This window comes from Psychromonas sp. KJ10-5 (assembly GCF_055808325.1).
Window position 1 is genome coordinate 1,175,089 of sequence record NZ_CM147864.1, and the last position, 17,948, is coordinate 1,193,036.

Consider the following 17,948-nt stretch of genomic DNA (forward strand, 5'->3'; position numbering starts at 1 on the left):
TTTTATAAAAAAACCGCCAATGGCGGTTTTTTTATATTGCATATCCGATAAATATTAATCGTTACGTTTAGTTACTTCTAATAAGTGGTAACCAAATTGTGTTTTTACTGGACCTTGTACTTCACCAACTGGTGCACTAAAAACAACTTTATCGAACTCTGGTACCATCATTCCTGGACCAAATTCACCTAGATCACCACCTTGCGCACCAGATGGGCATGAAGAGTGTTGTTTTGCTGCTGAACCAAAATCAGTGCCTGCTTCAATCTCATTTTTTAATGCAATGCATTGTTCTTCTGAGCTTACTAAAATATGACGCGCTTGAGCTAAAGCCATGGTAATTCCTTAAGTATTAAAAAAGTGGGAAGGGATTGTAACGGCAGAATTTACAAGGTGCAAATTCCACTGACAAATCTGCGCATTTTTGATAAATATTTACTTGCATCTTTTTAATAAAGTCATATTATGTCGATAAATCGTTATTTATAAGTTGAGGTCAACATGAAACGTATTGCATTATTCCTATTAACTAACTTAGCCGTGGTATTAGTGCTAGGTATTGTATTAAGTATTGTTTTCTCTGTTACTGGATTAAACTCTAGAAGCATGGGCGGTTTATTAGTATTAGCGACAGTATTTGGTTTTGGTGGTTCTTTTATTTCACTTGCGATGTCAAAATGGATGGCGAAAAAAAGCACTGGTGCAGTAGTCATCACTAATCCAAGCAACGCGAGAGAGCGTTGGTTACTCGATACAGTTAAACAGCAAGCATCTAAAGCAGGCATTGCTATGCCAGAAGTTGCTATTTATCCTGCACCAGATATGAATGCATTTGCAACAGGAATGAAGAAAAATAGTGCATTAGTAGCAGTGAGTACTGGGTTGCTTGAGCAAATGACTCAAGATGAAGCTGAAGCGGTATTGGCACATGAAATTAGTCATGTTGCCAACGGCGATATGGTGACACTTGCATTAATTCAAGGTGTAGTAAATACCTTCGTTATCTTCCTAGCTCGTGTAATTGGTGGGTTTATCGATAACGCGATGCGTAGTAATGACGATGAAAGTTCTGGTCACGGTTTCTCTTACTTTATTATTGTATTCATCTTAGAGATGGTGTTCGGTATTTTAGCAAGTACCATTGTCATGTATTACTCTCGTAAACGTGAATTTAGTGCTGATTCAGGATCTGCTGCTTTGGTAGGTAAAGAAAAAATGATCGCGGCGTTAAAACGATTACAACTTAATTCAGAGCCTAAATTAGAAGGCAGTTTAATGGCCTTTGGTATTTCAGGTAAGAAGAAAAGTAGTTTATTTATGTCACATCCGCCTTTGGAAGATCGCATAAAAGCGTTGCAAAACAGTCAAATGATGTAATTATTCTCCATAACACGGTTTAACTCTCAATAATTTATTAAAATAGCGTGTAAATCTTTACACGCTATTTTTTATGCGCATTACTATGTAAAATCATCCTTCCTCTATTAAACATCTTTATTACTAATGGTTTTATGAACTTTATTACTTATAGATTAATCTCGACTTTTATTTTGTTTTTTACCTTGGTAAGTTGTGCTCCATATCAAAAGCCATTAACAGTGGGCGCAGCCCCTTGGCCAAATTTTGAATTTGCCTTTTTGGCAGATGAATTAGGGTACTTGGATGAGCGACAATATTCATTATTAGAATTAACTTCTTCTACTAGTGTGATTCAAGCATTTCAGACAGGAAAGTTAGACTTGGCTTTTTTATCTTTAGATGAAGTTTTAACTTTGGTTGCACTCGGTATCGATTTAAAAATAATATCAGTGATTGATCGTTCTAAAGGTGGCGATGCGATGATGGCCAAACCCCATATTAAATCATTAAACGATTTAAAATGGCATTCTATTGGTTATGAAAATAAAGCGGCTGGGGCATTGTTGCTTGATGAAGTGTTTACGTTGACAGACCTTAATAATCAAACTGTTCAACTCTATGAAGTTAAACAAAATGAAGTAAAAGATGCCTATTTACTCAGTAATATTGATGCACTCATCGTGCGAGAGCCAGTGAAGCAACAATTGATTAGTTTAGGAGCACATGAGCTGATTAATTCAAATCAATTATCTTTGCCAATAGTTAATGTACTGGTTGCACGTGGTGATCTATTTAATGAAAAAGAGCTACAAATTTCAGAATTCTTAAGGCAGTTTTATCGTGCACATCTGTTTTATCAAAAACATACAGCAGAAGCACTAACGTCTATGTCAGTTCGCTTACAGTTGTATCCTTATATTCTTAAAAATGCGTTGGCTAACACCCAATTTATTGATGCTAAACAAGCCTTATTCCGTTTATCAGGTTCCCCTTCAAGTATTGAATTACAAGCACAACAACTGAGCGATCTCATGATTGAAAAACGTATGCTTGGTAGTTTTAAAACAGATATCTCTAGCCTTATTTCAACACGTATTTTAGAGAGAGCGATTTATGAATAAATTACGTTCCCTTTCTTTGATTATTCTATTGCCAGCACTGTTAATTGTTATCTTTATTGTGCTACAGGGCAGTGTGTTGTTTATGGAGTATCGTCAACAACAAGCCAACCTTTATATAAAGTCAGAACAGGATTTAAAAGGCCTTGCCGGTCAGTTACAAACCTCGTTATCTAACTCATTAATGCGATTAGAAAAGTCTCAGGCACAAGATTTTGTTTCCACAGCAGCACTGAATGAAAACGTTAAAACCGTTGCTGTTGTTGATAACAATCAACAAGTAGTTTTGAGTAATCGTTTCCGTGAAAAATACATGTTTGCAAAGCTGCAACTGCAAGAATATCAAGGTGAGTTATTAGATCGGGTTATTAATAAAAATGAAATTATAGTTAAACTATTCAAAGAAAATGAAGAGTTAGTAGTATACGCACCACTACAGATGATATCCAAAGGTAATAGTTTAAACCGTAAATTTAATGGTGTGATATTTATTCGTTATTCTCTTAAAAGTGCATTCAGTGCCTTAGCATATGAGAGTATTTTAAGGTTAATTAAATTTACCTTGGTATTATTGGCGACCCTATGTTTATTTGTCTATCTCATTAATATTTTAGTGGTTACTCCATTAAAGCGTTTTATCGCTTCGGTTAATTCCATCGATATTAACAATCCAGGTAGTATCGATGTTTCCGGCTTAGGTGAAGTTGGCTTATTGCAACGTGCTTTTATACGGCTAGTGGCAGATGTTTCTAGTAATACTCACCGTTTAGAAGTTCGCGAACAACGTTGGGCGAATGCCTTAAATGGTGCAAGAGACGGCGTATGGGATTGGGATGTCGATAGTGGTGAAGTTTACTTTTCAAAACGTTGGAAGGAGATGCTTGGATTTCATAAAGAAAATATTTCTAATGATATTACAGAGTGGGAACATCGCGTTCATCCCGATGATTTATATAAAGTTTTTGAAGATTTATCTGCACACTTTTCAGGTTCTCATTCTTTCTTCGAAAATATCCATCGAATGAAATGTTACAATGGCGAATACCGTTGGATCCTAAGTCGTGGACAAACTGTATCATGGGATACTCAAGGTAACCCTAAACGTGTAATTGGTACGCATATAGATCTTTCTTTATACAAAGATATGTTAGCGGATATTAAAGTCGAGAGTGAAATCATTGAACAAAAATCTGACTTGCCTGATCGTGAGCAATTGTTGTTACATATTGAGGTAGAAAATAAACGTTTATACCAACAAGGACAGCAAGGGGTGTTAATTGCATTCAATTGTGACCGCTTTAAACATATTGCTCAACTGTCTGATTCAAATAAAATTAATGAACTTCTTTACCTTGTTGCACGTAGATTAGAAAAACATAAGCTAGATGGAAACTTTGTTGCTCATATTCAAGAATTTCAATTTGCCATCTTTTATGAAGATATTGCCACTGAATATGAAAAAGCGGCTGATGTTGCTTTAGCATTAACCAAGCAATTAGAGTTTGCTTTACAGATACCTTTTAAAGTATTGGATGAGCAATTTATTGTTAATTGTGCTTTTGGATTAACGTTACTCCCAAGTAAAGATCTTGAAGCCAGAACTATACTGCATCAAGCTGTTAGAGCATTAAAGTTAGTAGAACAGGGAAAGGACAATAACATTCAGTTTTATGATAAGTCATTATCAAAACTAGTTGATTGATCTTACGCCAAAGAAATTGTCATTAAGATATAGTTTCTGTCAAACTGCATTATAGATTTTGCAATAGTAAAAACTTTATGGATTGCTATTAGTCATAAGAAAACCAATAACACTAATAAAAATGTTCTAACTTACTTGTTGTAATGACTTACTAATTTTGTTGATAGTGAATGTAAAGCTGCACAGCTTACTCTTATTAACTTTATCCAGTAAGTTATTTTACAGTGCAACTTTTAGTTCATCTATTTTATGTTATGGATATATTCTAGCCACTCTGTCGACATGAAAATTAGAGAGTTAATGAAAAAATTACACAGACTATGCTTTTATAGCTTATTAATGTCTTCCTCTTTAGCTGCTAACGCAGCAGTTAATTATGATATTAAAGGAAGTGACGACGAACAAGCCACCGCAAACATAAAAGTCTATTTAAGCGGCATTTCTGCACCTGAAAGTATTGATAATGTAAGTTATTTGAGTGAAGTCATAGAGACCGCTAAAGAGAGTGTTACTGCGCTAGGTTATTATCAGTCACAATTTACAACCAGCATTAATGAAGATGGCGATAACCAGACGGTGACACTTAAAGTAGATTTAGGCGATCGAATTAAGATCACTGAAGTTGATCTACGTATTACCGGCGAAGCACTTCAAGATAAGAACTTCCAACAGTTTATGTTAAATTTCCCACTCAAAGAGGGGAGTTATTTAAATCACAGTGAATATGCCGCTGCTAAAAGTCGTTTTAATAGTTTAGCCCAACGTTATGGTTATTTTGATGCTGAATTTAGTAAATCTTCCGTAGAGGTGACACAAAAAAATAACACCGCAATCGTTCATCTATGGTTTGATAGTGGTATTCGCTATCAATTTGGTGAATTAATCTTTGACCTTGATACACCTGCAGAAAAATATATCCGTTCTTTAGTTAACTTTAATGTTAATGACCCTTTTGACACTAATATTCTGAACAGCTATAACCAAGAACTGAACCAAACCGGTTACTTTAAAAGTATTTCTATTTTACCTAATATGGAGAAGAAGCAAGGTAGAAGTATTCCATTACATGTTATTACCTATATGAACCCAGAAGATTCGTTTACTGCAGGTTTAGGCTTTAGTACTGATGAAGGGATAAGGGGCACATTTGGATGGAAACGGCCTTGGATTAATCAATATGGACACTCGATTGAAGCCAGCTTAACAGCATCAGAGCCAAAACAAGAAGCTTCTATCGTTTATAAAATGCCCATTGACGACCCGCTTTACAATTATTATTCCATTCAAAGTGGCTATAAAATGCTTGACCAAAATGACACTGATACTAAACAGTATGTAGTCAGCTTTAATCGCCATTGGCGATTAGATAATGACTGGTTACGTACTATTTATATTCGATACGATAATGAATCTGGTATACAAGGTCAGCAAGACTTTTCTACTGCTTTAGTACTACCTGGTATTAGCTTTAGCAAAACCAGGAGTCGTGGTGGAATTAATATCGATTGGGGTGATAAAAAATTGGTGTTCTTTGAATTTGCCGAAGATAGCCTGTTGTCTACAGATGATGTGGTTAAGGTTTATGGGCAAACTAAGTTTATTAGAACCTATTCTGGACATCAATTTGTTGCTTCGGCGGAGGTCGGAGCTATTCTTTCTGAGTCTATTTATGACGTTCCTTCATCTATGCGTTTTTTCACTGGGGGAGACCAAAGTATTCGTGGTTATGATTATGAAGAAATTGCACCAGAAGACTCCGATGGATATTTAATTGGTGGTTCTTATTTAGCAACAGCTAGTTTGGAATATCGTTTCCCTTTAACAGATAGTTGGAAATTTGCTGTTTTCTCTGATATCGGTACTGCAACAGATGATTTTTCAGAAGAACTTTCTAAAAGTGTAGGTGCTGGGGTTGTGTGGGCCTCGCCTGTTGGCCCAATTCGTTTATATGTTGCAGCTCCGCTAACCGATACCGGTGATTCCTATAAAATTCATTTCATGATTGGGCCTGAGTTATGAGTATTCTTTCTTCCTCTTTTAAAATATTTAAATATCTGTTTTTTATTACCTTTGTATTGATTGTTTTAGTTATTTGGTTATTGAATACACATTCAGGTAATAGTTTAATTATCAACATTGCACAAAAAGTTGAACCTCGTTTACAAGTAATACTCAGTGAAGGCAGCCTATTATACTCACCAACCTATGAATTAATTCGTTGGCAAGATGAACAAACGCTAATTGAATTAAACGATGTGAGTTATCAATTTGATTGGCAATGTATTATTGAAGAATTTTGTATAGATTCACTTAAAGTAGGTAGTGCAACAGTTAATATACCAGAATCGACTGATCCTGCTGTTGAAGAAGAAGCATCGGAGCCTTTAGTCGTTGAGTTTCCTATTCCCGTACATATTCGTGGTTTAGATATTAACAACACCTTGGTTAATGTGGCTGGCCTTAAGATAGAATTATCTAAATTACTCTTAGCCGTTGACGGTGAAAATAGCGATGTAACTATTGATACCATTATTGACGGTTTAACGGTTACTTTAGCTGATAGCGAAGAAGAACCGACGAAGGCTAACAGTCGCACGAATGAACCACTGGTTATTCCTGACACAATACCTGCTATTTTAAAAGAGGGCGACCTTCCCGAAGTTGTTTTACCCGTTAATTTATTAGTTAAGAAACTAGATGTTAATCGATTTACTCTGATTCAAAACCAGCAAAATCTGGCAAAGATTAACAGCCTGCAAAGTCAATTTGATTATATTGGATCAGCGATTTCAGTGCATAAGTTTGCATTAGACATACCAGAAGCCAATTTAGATTTAAAGGGTAATATTGACATCAGCAAACGCTATCCAATGGACTTGCAAGCTGCCATTGAAGTTAAGGAAGTGCAGCAATTAGATCCCGTTACCTTATTAAAGGGGCAGCAAGTCACTTTAACTTCAAAAGGGGACTTGAGCGATTTATCAACTCAGATTAATTTAAGCAACTTAATTAACGCTACTATCGATAATCAAGTAGATTTGTATAGCCCTGATTTACCACACAAACTTGAAGTGCAATGGGATAAATTAGCTTGGCCATTAACCGGAGAACCTCAAATTACCACAAATAATGGGCATATCTCCAGTCAAGGTAACTTGAATAATTACACTATCGATATTGCTGCCGATTATGCGATACCTGATTTACCCGAAGGTGATTTATCGCTAAAGGGCCAAGGGAGTCTTAGTGGTTTAACATTATCTCAACTATTGGTTGAAACTTTGCAAGGACAAGTCTTGTTAGCAGGCAAGTTAAATTGGAAAGAGCAAATAACTTGGTTAGGAGATCTTAACCTCAAAGGCCTCGATTTTAAAGAGTTAAGTAAAGATTACCCAGCTACGTTGAACGGTCATATTAAGCAATCTGTTAAGGTGTCTCTTGAAGATCCTACGCAATGGGTATTTGATTTTCCTATTATCGACTTAGCAGGAGAGTTTTTAGAACGACCATTAACTATTAATGGGGCTGCAAATGGGTCAGCATCTAATGGTATAAATGTTAACAATTTAAACATCATTAATGGAGATAATCGAATTTCAGCAAATGGTAAAGTTGCTGAAGTCAATGATTTAGCATTGACCTTAGATGTACAAGATTTAAGTAAAATATTGGTCGATAGCGCAGGTAAGATTCAAGGCCAAGTTAATTTAGCAGGTAGTTTCGATAATATTAAAGTCAATACCAACCTTACCGCTAAAAATCTAAGCTATTTAAAAGACAGTGTGGGAAATCTTACTGTACAAGGTGATGCAACCATTGCCGAATTGCCTTTTGCAAACTTAAAGGTAAGTGCTAATAATATTGTTGCTAGTGAGCAAAAAATTCAATCTGTTAATGTCTCTATCAGCCCTGAAAATGTGTCTAACAAAGCAGTCACACATAGTATAAATGTTGACCTTGAAAGCAGTATGGCGAACAGTGATTTAACACTGGCATTTACGCAACGCATTAATGATTGGCAAGCACAACTAAAAGAAGCAGTAATCGATAGCGAGCAGGGTAAATTAATACTTGAGTCTCCATTTATTGTGACAATAGAGCAACAAACAGTGAACGTGACAGAGCATTGTTGGTTAGCTAGTGATAAGGCAGAGTCGAAAAATGGTCAACTTTGTGTTAACAAACTAAGTGCCGGTGAAGACGGTGATATTGATATCAGTATTAATGAGTTCTTAATGGCTAGCATTAATCCATTCATACCAGATACTTTGACGCTTGAAGGTTCGTTAGACGCAGATGTTAATTTATCTTGGGTTAATAATGAGAAGCCAAATATTGATCTATCGGTCGATGGCAACAAAATAGCACTAAATATTCAAGATACAGAGGTACAGCAACAACCAATAAATTACCCTGTAGAGCAGTTACATATTGAAGTTAAAGCAGATCAAAAAAATGCTGATTTTTCTGTTCAAGCTATCTCTGACGGTTTAATTAATGCAAATATATCTGGTCAAGTGAGCCCTTATGACAGTTCACCTTCCATCGATGCTAAATTGAATCTACAAGTACCAAATTTTAATGCATTTTCGATATTGATTCCGCAAGTTGAACAACTATCGGGACATCTTGAGTCAGATATTAATGTAACTGGTACATTAGATAAGCCCGTTTTAGAAGGGCAGATATTAATTGCAGATACCGCCATGAAGGCACCGTCTTCACCAGTACAAGTATCTGACCTAAATACACAAATTAAAATTGAACAAAATAAGGCTGATATCGCTGGATTCTTTTTCACTAATAACCAAAAGACACCTAAGAAAAAATCTAATAGTTTCGTGGATACTTTAGTAGCCATTAAAGATACAGCCATCAAAAACACCATTAGCATTCCGCAACGTATTGCTAATATCCAAAACGATGACAAAAAAGAACAATCAAAGGGTCGCGTAGATATTTCAGGAGTATTAGATTGGGCAGATGAGTTTAAAGCTGATGTACATCTAGAAGCTGACCAAATGTTGATCCAAGATTATTCTCAAATTGAGTTGTATATTAGTCCTAATATTGACCTGATTTACGATAAAAGTATCAGCGTAGACGGTGTCATTAACATCGACAAAGGTAAGATAACGGTAAAAGAATTACCTGAAGGTGCAGTAAGTACTTCTAGTGATGTGATTGTTGTTGATGCAGAAGAAAAAACCGATAGTGCTGATCTACCTATGAAACTTAATGTAAAAATATCAATGGGGGATAAGTTACGTATTCAAGCACTAGGTTTAGACTCATTGATTAAAGGTGATTTACTAGTTCGTAAGGAACTAACCAAAGAGTTGACGGTAAATGGTGAATTAACTTTCTCGGAAGGGAGTTATCGTGCTTTTTCACAGGAGCTAGTTTTACAGAACAGTCGTGTTGTATTTCAGGGGCTAGCGGATGCACCCTATTTAAATATCGAAGCCATTCGAGATCCTTCAGATATCGAAGATAATGTCACAGCCGGCGTGCGTGTAACAGGTACTCCCGACGAAATTCAGTTAACGATTTTCTCTGATCCATCGATGTCGCAACAGAATGCACTCTCGTATATTACTCGTGGTTACTCCATTGAAAGTGCTTCGGGTGATGATAGTACCAGTCAACTAGCTGCGATATTAATTGACTTAGGCGCGGGACAAACAGACGGTGTGATGAATAATATTGGTGAAAGCGTCGGGATCAAAGATCTGTCTCTTGCATCCAGCGGCCAAGGTAGTGAACAATCAGTTGGTTTGAAAGGTACTATTGCACCTGGTGTGGAAGTAAGTTACGGCGTAGGCGTTTTTGACTCTTTTACTATATTTGCTATTCGTTATGAGTTATTCAAACAGTTCTATATTGAAGCATCAAGCGGGCTATCACAAGCCGTAGATGCTTACTATGAATGGGATTGGGACTAATCGAATAGTCGTTTTTGATTAAAAAATCACTAGCAAGATATTGTTTTCTTGCTAGTGAATAATCATTCAACTTATAACTACAACATGAATCAAACTCGCTACTACACAAAGTACTTACCTAGTAATTTTCTTTCTTAGTTAATATTTAATTACATTAAATATTCTATATTTTTCACACTTATATCGCTTAGTTTAAAGACTAAGTTATATAAGTGAATGATACTTTAATTAAAGTAATGAAAAATTTCCCATTTAAACCCACCATTTCATCTTCTACTTGTACTTATACTAAAGTCGCCTATAATTTAACTGTGTTTTTATACAGTTAAATTATATTAAGATAGTTATGAAATTTATCCCCATTACAGCAAGTGCCGGTATTACCGGATTCGAAAGTCCTGCAAGTGATTACTTACAGCTCCCATTAAGCTTGGATGCTTTATTAATAGAGCATCCAAGTGCAACTTTTATTGGCAAAGCAGATGGTCATTCTATGCAAGGTGTTGGTATATACAGTGGTGATATTCTGATTGTAGATAGGCACCTGACAGCCAAAAATAATGATGTGATCGTGGCAAATTACAATGGAGAGTTCATCTGTAAACTCATTGATATTGTCGGTCGCCAATTATTATCTGCCAATCCTAGATATAAAGCTATTGCGATAAATGAAGATGATCAATTTACCATAGAAGGGGTCGTCATTCGCTCTATTCGCTGTCACCGTGATAGCCTGTTATTAGCGACAACCTTTTAATGTTTGCCTTAGTCGATGCCAATTCCTTTTATTGCAGCGCAGAGCAAGTCTTTCGTCCGGAGTGGCGAGACAAAGCCATCATTGTTTTATCTAATAATGATGGCTGTATCGTTGCAGCCAATAAAGCTGCAATTGCATTAGGTGTTAAAAAGTTTCAACCTTATTTTAAAGCACGCGCTCTGTGCGAACGATCTGGCGTTATTGTTTGCTCCTCAAACTATGAATTATATGCCGATCTCTCGCATAAAATGATGCAAGTAATAGGACGGTTTGCTCCTGAGCAACATATCTATTCCATTGATGAAACTTTTTTAGATTTTAATCACTGCGTTCAAACAATACCAAACTTAGCGCTTCATGCACAAAAAATTCGCCGAGCCGTTTGGAAAGAAACACGATTACCTGTTTGCGTTGGTATAGGAAAAACCCTTACCCTAGCAAAAGTAGCGAACCACGTTGCTAAAAAATGGCCTGGGTTTCAAGGTGTATGTGTACTTGATGACTCTAGCTTTATACAACAAGTCTTTAATCAATTATCTCCTATTGATGTTTGGGGAATAGGTCGTAAAACTAATAAGAAACTCCTCGAACAAGGTATTAACACCATACAAAAACTCAGAGAAGCTAATCTAAAACGACTACCTAGATCCTTATTTAATGTAGAGTTACAAAGGACCATCAATGAATTGAATGGGATTCCTTGCAAGTTGTGGGATGGGATAAGAGCCGATAAGCTACAAATTTTTTCAACACGTAGTATGGGAAAACGCATTACGGATATCGAGGATTTACATCAAGCCTTAGCTAAACATATTACCATTGCAGCAGCAAAAGCCAGGCAACAAGGTTCCCTATGCGGCACATTATTAGCCTTTGCATCCAGCAGCCCCTTTGACCAAACGCCAGCAAGTTATAAAGTAATTATTCATTTTTGCCACGCAACAAATGATACTTCACAATTGCTTAATGCTCTAAGTGAATGCATAGAGCAGCTATTTAATGCCAGTGTTCGATACTATAAAGTGGGTGTTGGATTGTTAAATTTAAGCAGCGCAAAGCATCAACAATTTGATCTGTTTAATGCTGTTCATAACCCATCCTTAATGAATGTGGTAGATGGAATTAACCAGCGTTATGGTACTAATAGCGTATTTTTTGCAGCGCAGGGAATACAAGAAAGTTGGGCAATGCGCAGAGAATTATTGACACCTCAATACACTACTCAATGGCCGCATATTCCGAAAATAGGGTGTTGATACTAATCACTAAAATCCTCTGCAAGATCAAAAGCAATTCGAGCCTCGCTCAGGGAGCAGCCTGTTTGTGCAATCAATTTATTTAATGTCATATCAGGATAAGAGCTAATCAACTGCTGTAAATTAACTTTAGGCTTAGGGAGACCTTTTACAATTGCCTGGTTAATCCAAAGTAATTGAAGATCGGTTAACAAAAGCATCAACGATGTTAATTGTGTTTCACTGCCACTTAGTAACCAGTTTTTAGAACGACGAATACGTTTTAAAGTACATTGCTGTTGGGTAACTAATGCTAAAACTTGTTGTTTATCATCAACACGACGCACGAAACTATTTAACTGTATTGATAGTATTTTAGAGTGACTCACTAACAAGCAATCTCCAATTAAAAGACGAATAATGACAGATTCAATGATAAATCATGAACAAGTAGATATATGTATCGTTATATTGTAAAGGATTTATAACGGCCAAATGAGTGATTTGATAACTGTTTTTCTCAGTAATAAATTGGTCATTGCTTGATCTGTTAAGAACCTGAATTGACAAGTTAACATGAAGCTTATTTATACTATAAGGATAATAAATTGAAACATTATGTCGGTCATAACATCAATTTACCTATCTTAATGTTAACTGCTGAGCATGATTTTCCATTAGAAAACGGCTGGCACAAAAGAACAGTTGATGTAGTCATAAATAGAATTATAGGTAAACAAAAAATCATTTTAAACGGTGGTTAATGCAGGGCATTTTTGATTTTTAAGCCCATTTCCAAAATCAATCTCTAGCCCTCATTTTCTACCTTCTACAGATCCAGTAGGTTTCAATAGAGTCGATTTTCATAAACAATTAAATAAAGAAATAAAAGCGTTTTTAGATGTGAATATATAAAAAAATACCAATAAAAATATTTTATAACAGATGCTTAGGTGGTTTTTATTAATAGTGAAACACTATGCATTTATCTAACCCAATTCATTGATTGAACAATAACTACAAATAAAAAGATATAAATAGAATGTGTTAGGTTTGAGAAAAAACCAATTGAAATTGATATTTAATCGAGTAAATAAAGCAATTTACAGGCTAAAAGTAATTAAAAATTAAAATAATATCGAGTGTAAAATATCATGTAAATATCTTTTTCGTGGAGTGAAAAACAGTTAACAGCGTTGATTTATATAATACTAAGATAGAATATTTAAAGTCGCCATAATTAGAAATAGGCCTTAATTTAAGCTAGAGATATGAAATTTAAACACAAGATAAACGTAAAATTGCTCTATTTAATCAAAAAATATAACTGATAAATAACAGAAAATGATTATTTTATATGCAATAAAAACACTATAAATTTTATATTAGATTTCTAGATTAGTTAGATAAAAGGGCATTCAACACCTAAAATTAAGTTAAACCGAATGCTTTTATAGCATTATTCAATACTAAAAATTTTTAAAAATATTTATAAATCAATGAATTAAGTAGAATATATATAAATAGGGTGCTTGTGAATGGTTAGCATATTATGCTTCATAATAAACACTTACAATATACTTTATAACAAAACTAATTATTTCTGTTACTCATAAATATATGGTTGATTTAAATGCTTAGTAAGTGAAGGCGATTATTTATAAACAAAAATAATCTAATTTTTAATACGCTTTATTCTTATATGCCTGTTTGATTGCTCTTTAGGAACAGAACTTGGAACTGGGTTTCGTTCTGATAATAAATGTCTTATTGCCAATAATGGATGAGAGAAAATCATTCTTGGGCCAGAAAATAACATTATCTTTTTAGCTTGTGAACGTATTTCCGTTTTATAGCAATGTATAGGGCATTTATTACATGTTGGCTTAATCTCTCCATAAGGACAACGATCTAATTTTTCGTTGGCATAACGAATAAAGTCAGCACACTCATTACACATATCGTTTATTTTAATTGAGCTATGGTGATGATGTTTACAATAAATCTTAATCATCATCTGAATAGTTTTAAATTCTAAAGCTAATTTTCCTGATAATAAATGTAAGCCTGACATAGATAAATTCACTGATGTAATTGTTATTAGTAACCTTAATAAGGTTAACATCTATATTGAATAGAGATACAAGTGATTACATGTTAGTTGATTAAGGTTAATTAAAATAGAAATAGAAATATAATAAAAGGTAAAAGTAACAAGATAAAAGTAACAAGGTAAAAGTAACAAGGTAAAAGTAACAAGGTAAAAGTAACAAGATAAAAGTAACAAGGTAAAAGTAACAAGGTAAAAGTAACAAGGTAAAAGTAACAAGGTAAAAGTAACAAGGTAAAAGTAACAAGGTAAAAGTAACAAGGTAAAAGTAACAAGGTAAAAGTAACAAGGTAAAAGTAACAAGGTAAAAGTAACAAGGTAAAAGTAACAAGGTAAAAGTAACAAGGTAAAAGTAACAAGGTAAAAGTAACAAGGTAAAAGTAACAAGGTAAAAGTAACAAGGTAAAAGTAACAAGGTAAAAGTAACAAGGTAAAAGTAACAAGGTAAAAGTAACAAGGTAAAAGTAATAAGGTAAAAGTAATAAGGTAAAAGTAATAAGGTAAAAGTTAGCTGTAAGTGGTTATAGAGATATAAAATGCCAAGTTACATAGATTAGTTAAATTAAATCAGTCCAAAACATGATTTAAATAGGCGTCTGAGATTTTATAGTTAAAGGAAATACCTTAAAAAACTCTCAGATTTTAACACAGAGCGCCTAAATAACGTTCAAATTGAGGTTGTTAACAGTTAAAAGTAACTTAACAGCGTTAAATTAGTTAAAAACATTAATTCATGACGTGCCATGTATAACTACAAATATTATAAATTTGGTTCGGTTTTTATTATAAAACAATTAGTTACGGGGTTCATAGGTATAAATGAAAGTATCAGATAAACGACCAAGTGCTGATGAGCAGATACTTAATGAAGTAATTTAAATTGGAAAGTAATTAACGATGAATTTAATGGTTAACAGAATAACAAACTAGTTAAATAAGGCTTAAGGAATAATAGTAACTAAACCCAAAAGATTATGTAGTAAGAGATAATAGATACAGTTGTAGAAACTAAAAGTTAAGTGAACTAAGAGTTAAAAGAACTTAGAGCTAATAAAATTAAAGAACATATAATAAATTGTGATACCAGGAATAGTAACCAATAGTTATAGTAAAAACTAAATAATATAAGTGAATAGTATTAAATATGACTGATCTAATACAATAAACGCAACTGCGCATAATGTATATTATGTTAAATAGAATATTTAATATAGAAGTACGCTTACATATAGATAATAAATAACATGGGATTTACCATAATTCTATTTAACATAAAATGTATAACATACTGTTATCCTTTATGCGGTTTTCACTTTTTATGTAAAGCATGAAAATATTAAAGTTTAGTGCTGCATTATGAATAATATATAGAATTTTATTAATAGGAATAAATACGAAATTAATATTAAATTACCTTAAACAACAATTTGAAGGTTAAGTTTATTAAAGATAATCCGGTGTTATCTCGTTTAACATTATTTAAAAACCCATAAAGTATTGATTAATATTATTAAAACAAGCTTATAGCACGTTTATTAAACGCTGTGTGTTGTAATCTGTGAAGATAACAAGGTATTTGGTCTAATTATTAAATATAGAGCCGTCTATTTAACAGTGAAATAAAAAACTTAATCTGTATTCCATGGATTATTAACAACCAATTCTTCTATTTCAATATGACTAATTGGTTTAGAAAAATAATAACCTTGAATCATTTCACAGTCATATTCACGCAAAGATACTAGTTGTTCAATAGTTTCAACGCCTTCAGCAACTACTTGTAGATTTAGATTCTTAGCCAAACTGATAATGGATTTGATAATAGCAACGTTCTGTTTATTTTCTGGAATATAATCTATAAATGACTTATCTATTTTTAAAGTAGAAATGGGCATTTCCTTCAACTGTGATAATGATGAGTAACCTGTTCCAAAATCATCAATTGAAATCTTAATACCAATATTAGTTAGTATGCTTAATGTTTTCTTTATCGTTTTCTGTTGATTAGTCGGCGCCAAATGTTCTTCAGTTATTTCCATCTCTAACTTACTAGCAGGAATATTATATTTTTTTAAGGCCCCTATTACATACTCCGTAAAACCATCGCTATATAATTGACGGCTGGAAACATTAACTGCGATTGATAATTTATGACAGTCAGTATTTTTCCATTTTCTTAACTGCTCGATCGCTTGTTCAATAACCCACTTACCTAGAGGAATAATTAAACCAGTTTCTTCTGCAATGGGAATAAATTCTGATGGATATACTGGAGTTTCTTTTCCACGAGGCCAACGAATTAACGCTTCAACTCCTACTATGACTTGAGTTTTGCTACAAACTTTAGGTTGATATAAAAGAATAAAATTATTATTTTCTAAAGATTCTCTAAGACTGTTCTCTAATGACCAACGTTTAATTGTTTTTTCTGTTAAATCACTAGAATAAAAATAAAAATTATCTTGTTCAGATTTTTTAGCTTGATACATAGCAGTATCTGCATTTCGTAACAGATCACTACTATCTGTTCCATTATCTGGATATATACTAATACCCACACTTGAACCAATATAAATAACTTCGTCATTTATATAAAAAGCATCGTTAAAAAGTTTTTGAAAGCGATTAACAAATACAGGAATTTTATCTAGGTTATCTATAGAATCCAGTAATATTGCAAACTCATCTCCACCAAATCTTGCAACAATATCTGCTTTTTGAGTCACAGCACTAAAACGTTCAGCGACTTCTTTTAATAAAAAATCACCAACTTCATGACCAAGAGAATCATTAACTTGTTTAAATCTATTTAAATCAATAAATAAAAGTGCAATTTTATTTCCATTACGATCAGCCCGTTGTATTGAACGCTCTAACCTTTGGGTAAAAAGGACTCGATTGGGAAGATTAGTAAGCGCATCATGGTGGGCAACATGTATCAGTTTTTTTTGTGACTCTTTCAGCTCACTTATATCTTGCATCACACCAGAAATAATAGGTACTGTATCATTAGTGTTCTCTAATAACTTCCCCTGTAATTTCAAATATAATAAATCATTATTAGGTAACTGTACGCGTATATCTAAGTTAAAAGCTTCACCGTCTTCGAATGCTTTTAATAAAATATTTTGGACATAAAAGCGATCAGATTGATGAATAAGGTTAAGAAAAAATGATTTCCCATGCTCAAATTTTAAAGATGTTAAGCCAAGCATTCCAGAAAGTTGCTTTGATAATAGCAGATGCCCTTTCTCACCTTCTAACTCCCAGTACCCTAAACGCGCAATCTTTTGAGCATGTTCTAAACGCATTTCACTTTTTTTCAATGACTTATAATAATGACTGTTACGTAATATATAGCGTAAATTATGACTAAATAAAGACCAATTAATCGGTTTAATCATGAAATCAGTCGCGCCTAAACTATATGCATGCTCTATCGATTTTGTATCATCCATTCCTGTTACCATAATGATAGGTACCCTTTCTGACTTCTCAGATGCTCGGATTAACTGACAAACTTCAAAGCCATTTAATTTAGGGAGCTCAACATCAAGTAAAACTAAGTCCGGCGAATATTTATTAAATAAGAAAACACCTTCAGCACCATCTTTAGCTTCAATAACATGATAGTTATTAGATGAAAGTACTTGGTTTATTAATAACCGAGTCATTTCATCATCATCAATCACTAATATTGATTTCATATTCATAGAAAACCT

12 protein-coding genes are annotated in these 17,948 nt (G+C 33.8%); 8 read left to right on the plus strand and 4 right to left on the minus strand.

What is annotated here, in order from left to right; genetic code table 11:
* Positions 1 to 54: 54 nt before the first annotated feature.
* Positions 55 to 336: a peptidylprolyl isomerase gene (locus AC0L3W_RS05345; protein WP_290038136.1), complete on the minus strand. Its 282-nt coding sequence runs from the start codon at positions 334 to 336 to the stop codon at positions 55 to 57.
* A gap of 165 nt (positions 337 to 501) precedes the next feature.
* Here AC0L3W_RS05345 and htpX point away from each other — a divergent pair, with 165 nt between their 5' ends.
* From htpX to AC0L3W_RS05380, 7 genes are all read left to right on the plus strand, one after another.
* On the plus strand, positions 502 to 1,377 hold the full coding sequence (gene htpX, locus AC0L3W_RS05350) for a protease HtpX (RefSeq protein WP_290038134.1): 876 nt from the start codon (positions 502 to 504) through the stop codon (positions 1,375 to 1,377).
* Between the two features lie 134 nt (positions 1,378 to 1,511).
* Positions 1,512 to 2,480, plus strand: coding sequence for an ABC transporter substrate-binding protein (locus AC0L3W_RS05355; RefSeq protein WP_409439482.1), 969 nt, complete (start codon positions 1,512 to 1,514; stop codon positions 2,478 to 2,480).
* Positions 2,473 to 4,179, plus strand: a complete 1,707-nt coding sequence (locus tag AC0L3W_RS05360) for a PAS domain-containing protein (protein WP_290038131.1) — start codon at positions 2,473 to 2,475, stop codon at positions 4,177 to 4,179. The genes AC0L3W_RS05355 and AC0L3W_RS05360 overlap by 8 nt, the downstream gene beginning before the upstream one ends.
* Before the next feature lie 300 nt (positions 4,180 to 4,479).
* Entirely contained in the window at positions 4,480 to 6,198 is a 1,719-nt protein-coding gene (gene tamA / locus AC0L3W_RS05365; RefSeq protein ID WP_409439481.1) for an autotransporter assembly complex protein TamA, read from the plus strand.
* Entirely contained in the window at positions 6,195 to 10,124 is a 3,930-nt protein-coding gene (locus AC0L3W_RS05370; protein ID WP_409439480.1) for a translocation/assembly module TamB domain-containing protein, read from the plus strand. Before tamA ends, AC0L3W_RS05370 begins: the two co-directional genes overlap by 4 nt.
* A 346-nt stretch (positions 10,125 to 10,470) precedes the next feature.
* Entirely contained in the window at positions 10,471 to 10,881 is a 411-nt protein-coding gene (locus tag AC0L3W_RS05375; protein WP_409439479.1) for a LexA family protein, read from the plus strand.
* Positions 10,881 to 12,137, plus strand: a complete 1,257-nt coding sequence (locus AC0L3W_RS05380) for a Y-family DNA polymerase (protein ID WP_409439478.1) — start codon at positions 10,881 to 10,883, stop codon at positions 12,135 to 12,137. The genes AC0L3W_RS05375 and AC0L3W_RS05380 overlap by 1 nt, the downstream gene beginning before the upstream one ends.
* A gap of 2 nt (positions 12,138 to 12,139) precedes the next feature.
* On the opposite strand, the gene AC0L3W_RS05385 is transcribed toward AC0L3W_RS05380, so the two are convergent.
* Positions 12,140 to 12,505: a ribosome recycling factor family protein gene (locus AC0L3W_RS05385; protein WP_409439477.1), complete on the minus strand. Its 366-nt coding sequence runs from the start codon at positions 12,503 to 12,505 to the stop codon at positions 12,140 to 12,142.
* A 219-nt stretch (positions 12,506 to 12,724) separates the two neighbouring features.
* Between AC0L3W_RS05385 and AC0L3W_RS05390 the strand changes: the two genes are divergently transcribed.
* Positions 12,725 to 12,880 carry a hypothetical protein gene (locus tag AC0L3W_RS05390; RefSeq protein ID WP_290038122.1) on the plus strand — a complete coding sequence of 52 codons (156 nt, stop codon included), beginning with the start codon at positions 12,725 to 12,727 and terminating at the stop codon, positions 12,878 to 12,880.
* 911 nt (positions 12,881 to 13,791) lie between these two features.
* Here AC0L3W_RS05390 and AC0L3W_RS05395 read toward each other — a convergent pair.
* Entirely contained in the window at positions 13,792 to 14,190 is a 399-nt protein-coding gene (locus tag AC0L3W_RS05395) for a nitrous oxide-stimulated promoter family protein (RefSeq protein WP_409439476.1), read from the minus strand.
* 1,664 nt (positions 14,191 to 15,854) lie between these two features.
* A complete protein-coding gene (locus AC0L3W_RS05400) occupies positions 15,855 to 17,939 on the minus strand; it encodes an EAL domain-containing protein (RefSeq protein WP_409439475.1) in 2,085 nt (694 codons plus the stop codon).
* Positions 17,940 to 17,948: the final 9 nt, after the last annotated feature.

Bases quoted from the DNA above. Each gene is read 5' to 3' on its own strand.
- AC0L3W_RS05345 (WP_290038136.1), bottom strand. From the start codon at position 336: ATGGCTTTAGCTCAAGCGCGTCATATTTTAGTAAGCTCAGAAGAACAA.
- htpX (WP_290038134.1), top strand. From the start codon at position 502: ATGAAACGTATTGCATTATTCCTATTAACTAACTTAGCCGTGGTATTA.
- AC0L3W_RS05355 (WP_409439482.1), top strand. From the start codon at position 1,512: ATGAACTTTATTACTTATAGATTAATCTCGACTTTTATTTTGTTTTTT.
- AC0L3W_RS05360 (WP_290038131.1), top strand. From the start codon at position 2,473: ATGAATAAATTACGTTCCCTTTCTTTGATTATTCTATTGCCAGCACTG.
- tamA (WP_409439481.1), top strand. From the start codon at position 4,480: ATGAAAAAATTACACAGACTATGCTTTTATAGCTTATTAATGTCTTCC.
- AC0L3W_RS05370 (WP_409439480.1), top strand. From the start codon at position 6,195: ATGAGTATTCTTTCTTCCTCTTTTAAAATATTTAAATATCTGTTTTTT.
- AC0L3W_RS05375 (WP_409439479.1), top strand. From the start codon at position 10,471: ATGAAATTTATCCCCATTACAGCAAGTGCCGGTATTACCGGATTCGAA.
- AC0L3W_RS05380 (WP_409439478.1), top strand. From the start codon at position 10,881: ATGTTTGCCTTAGTCGATGCCAATTCCTTTTATTGCAGCGCAGAGCAA.
- AC0L3W_RS05395 (WP_409439476.1), bottom strand. From the start codon at position 14,190: ATGTCAGGCTTACATTTATTATCAGGAAAATTAGCTTTAGAATTTAAA.
- AC0L3W_RS05400 (WP_409439475.1), bottom strand. From the start codon at position 17,939: ATGAATATGAAATCAATATTAGTGATTGATGATGATGAAATGACTCGG.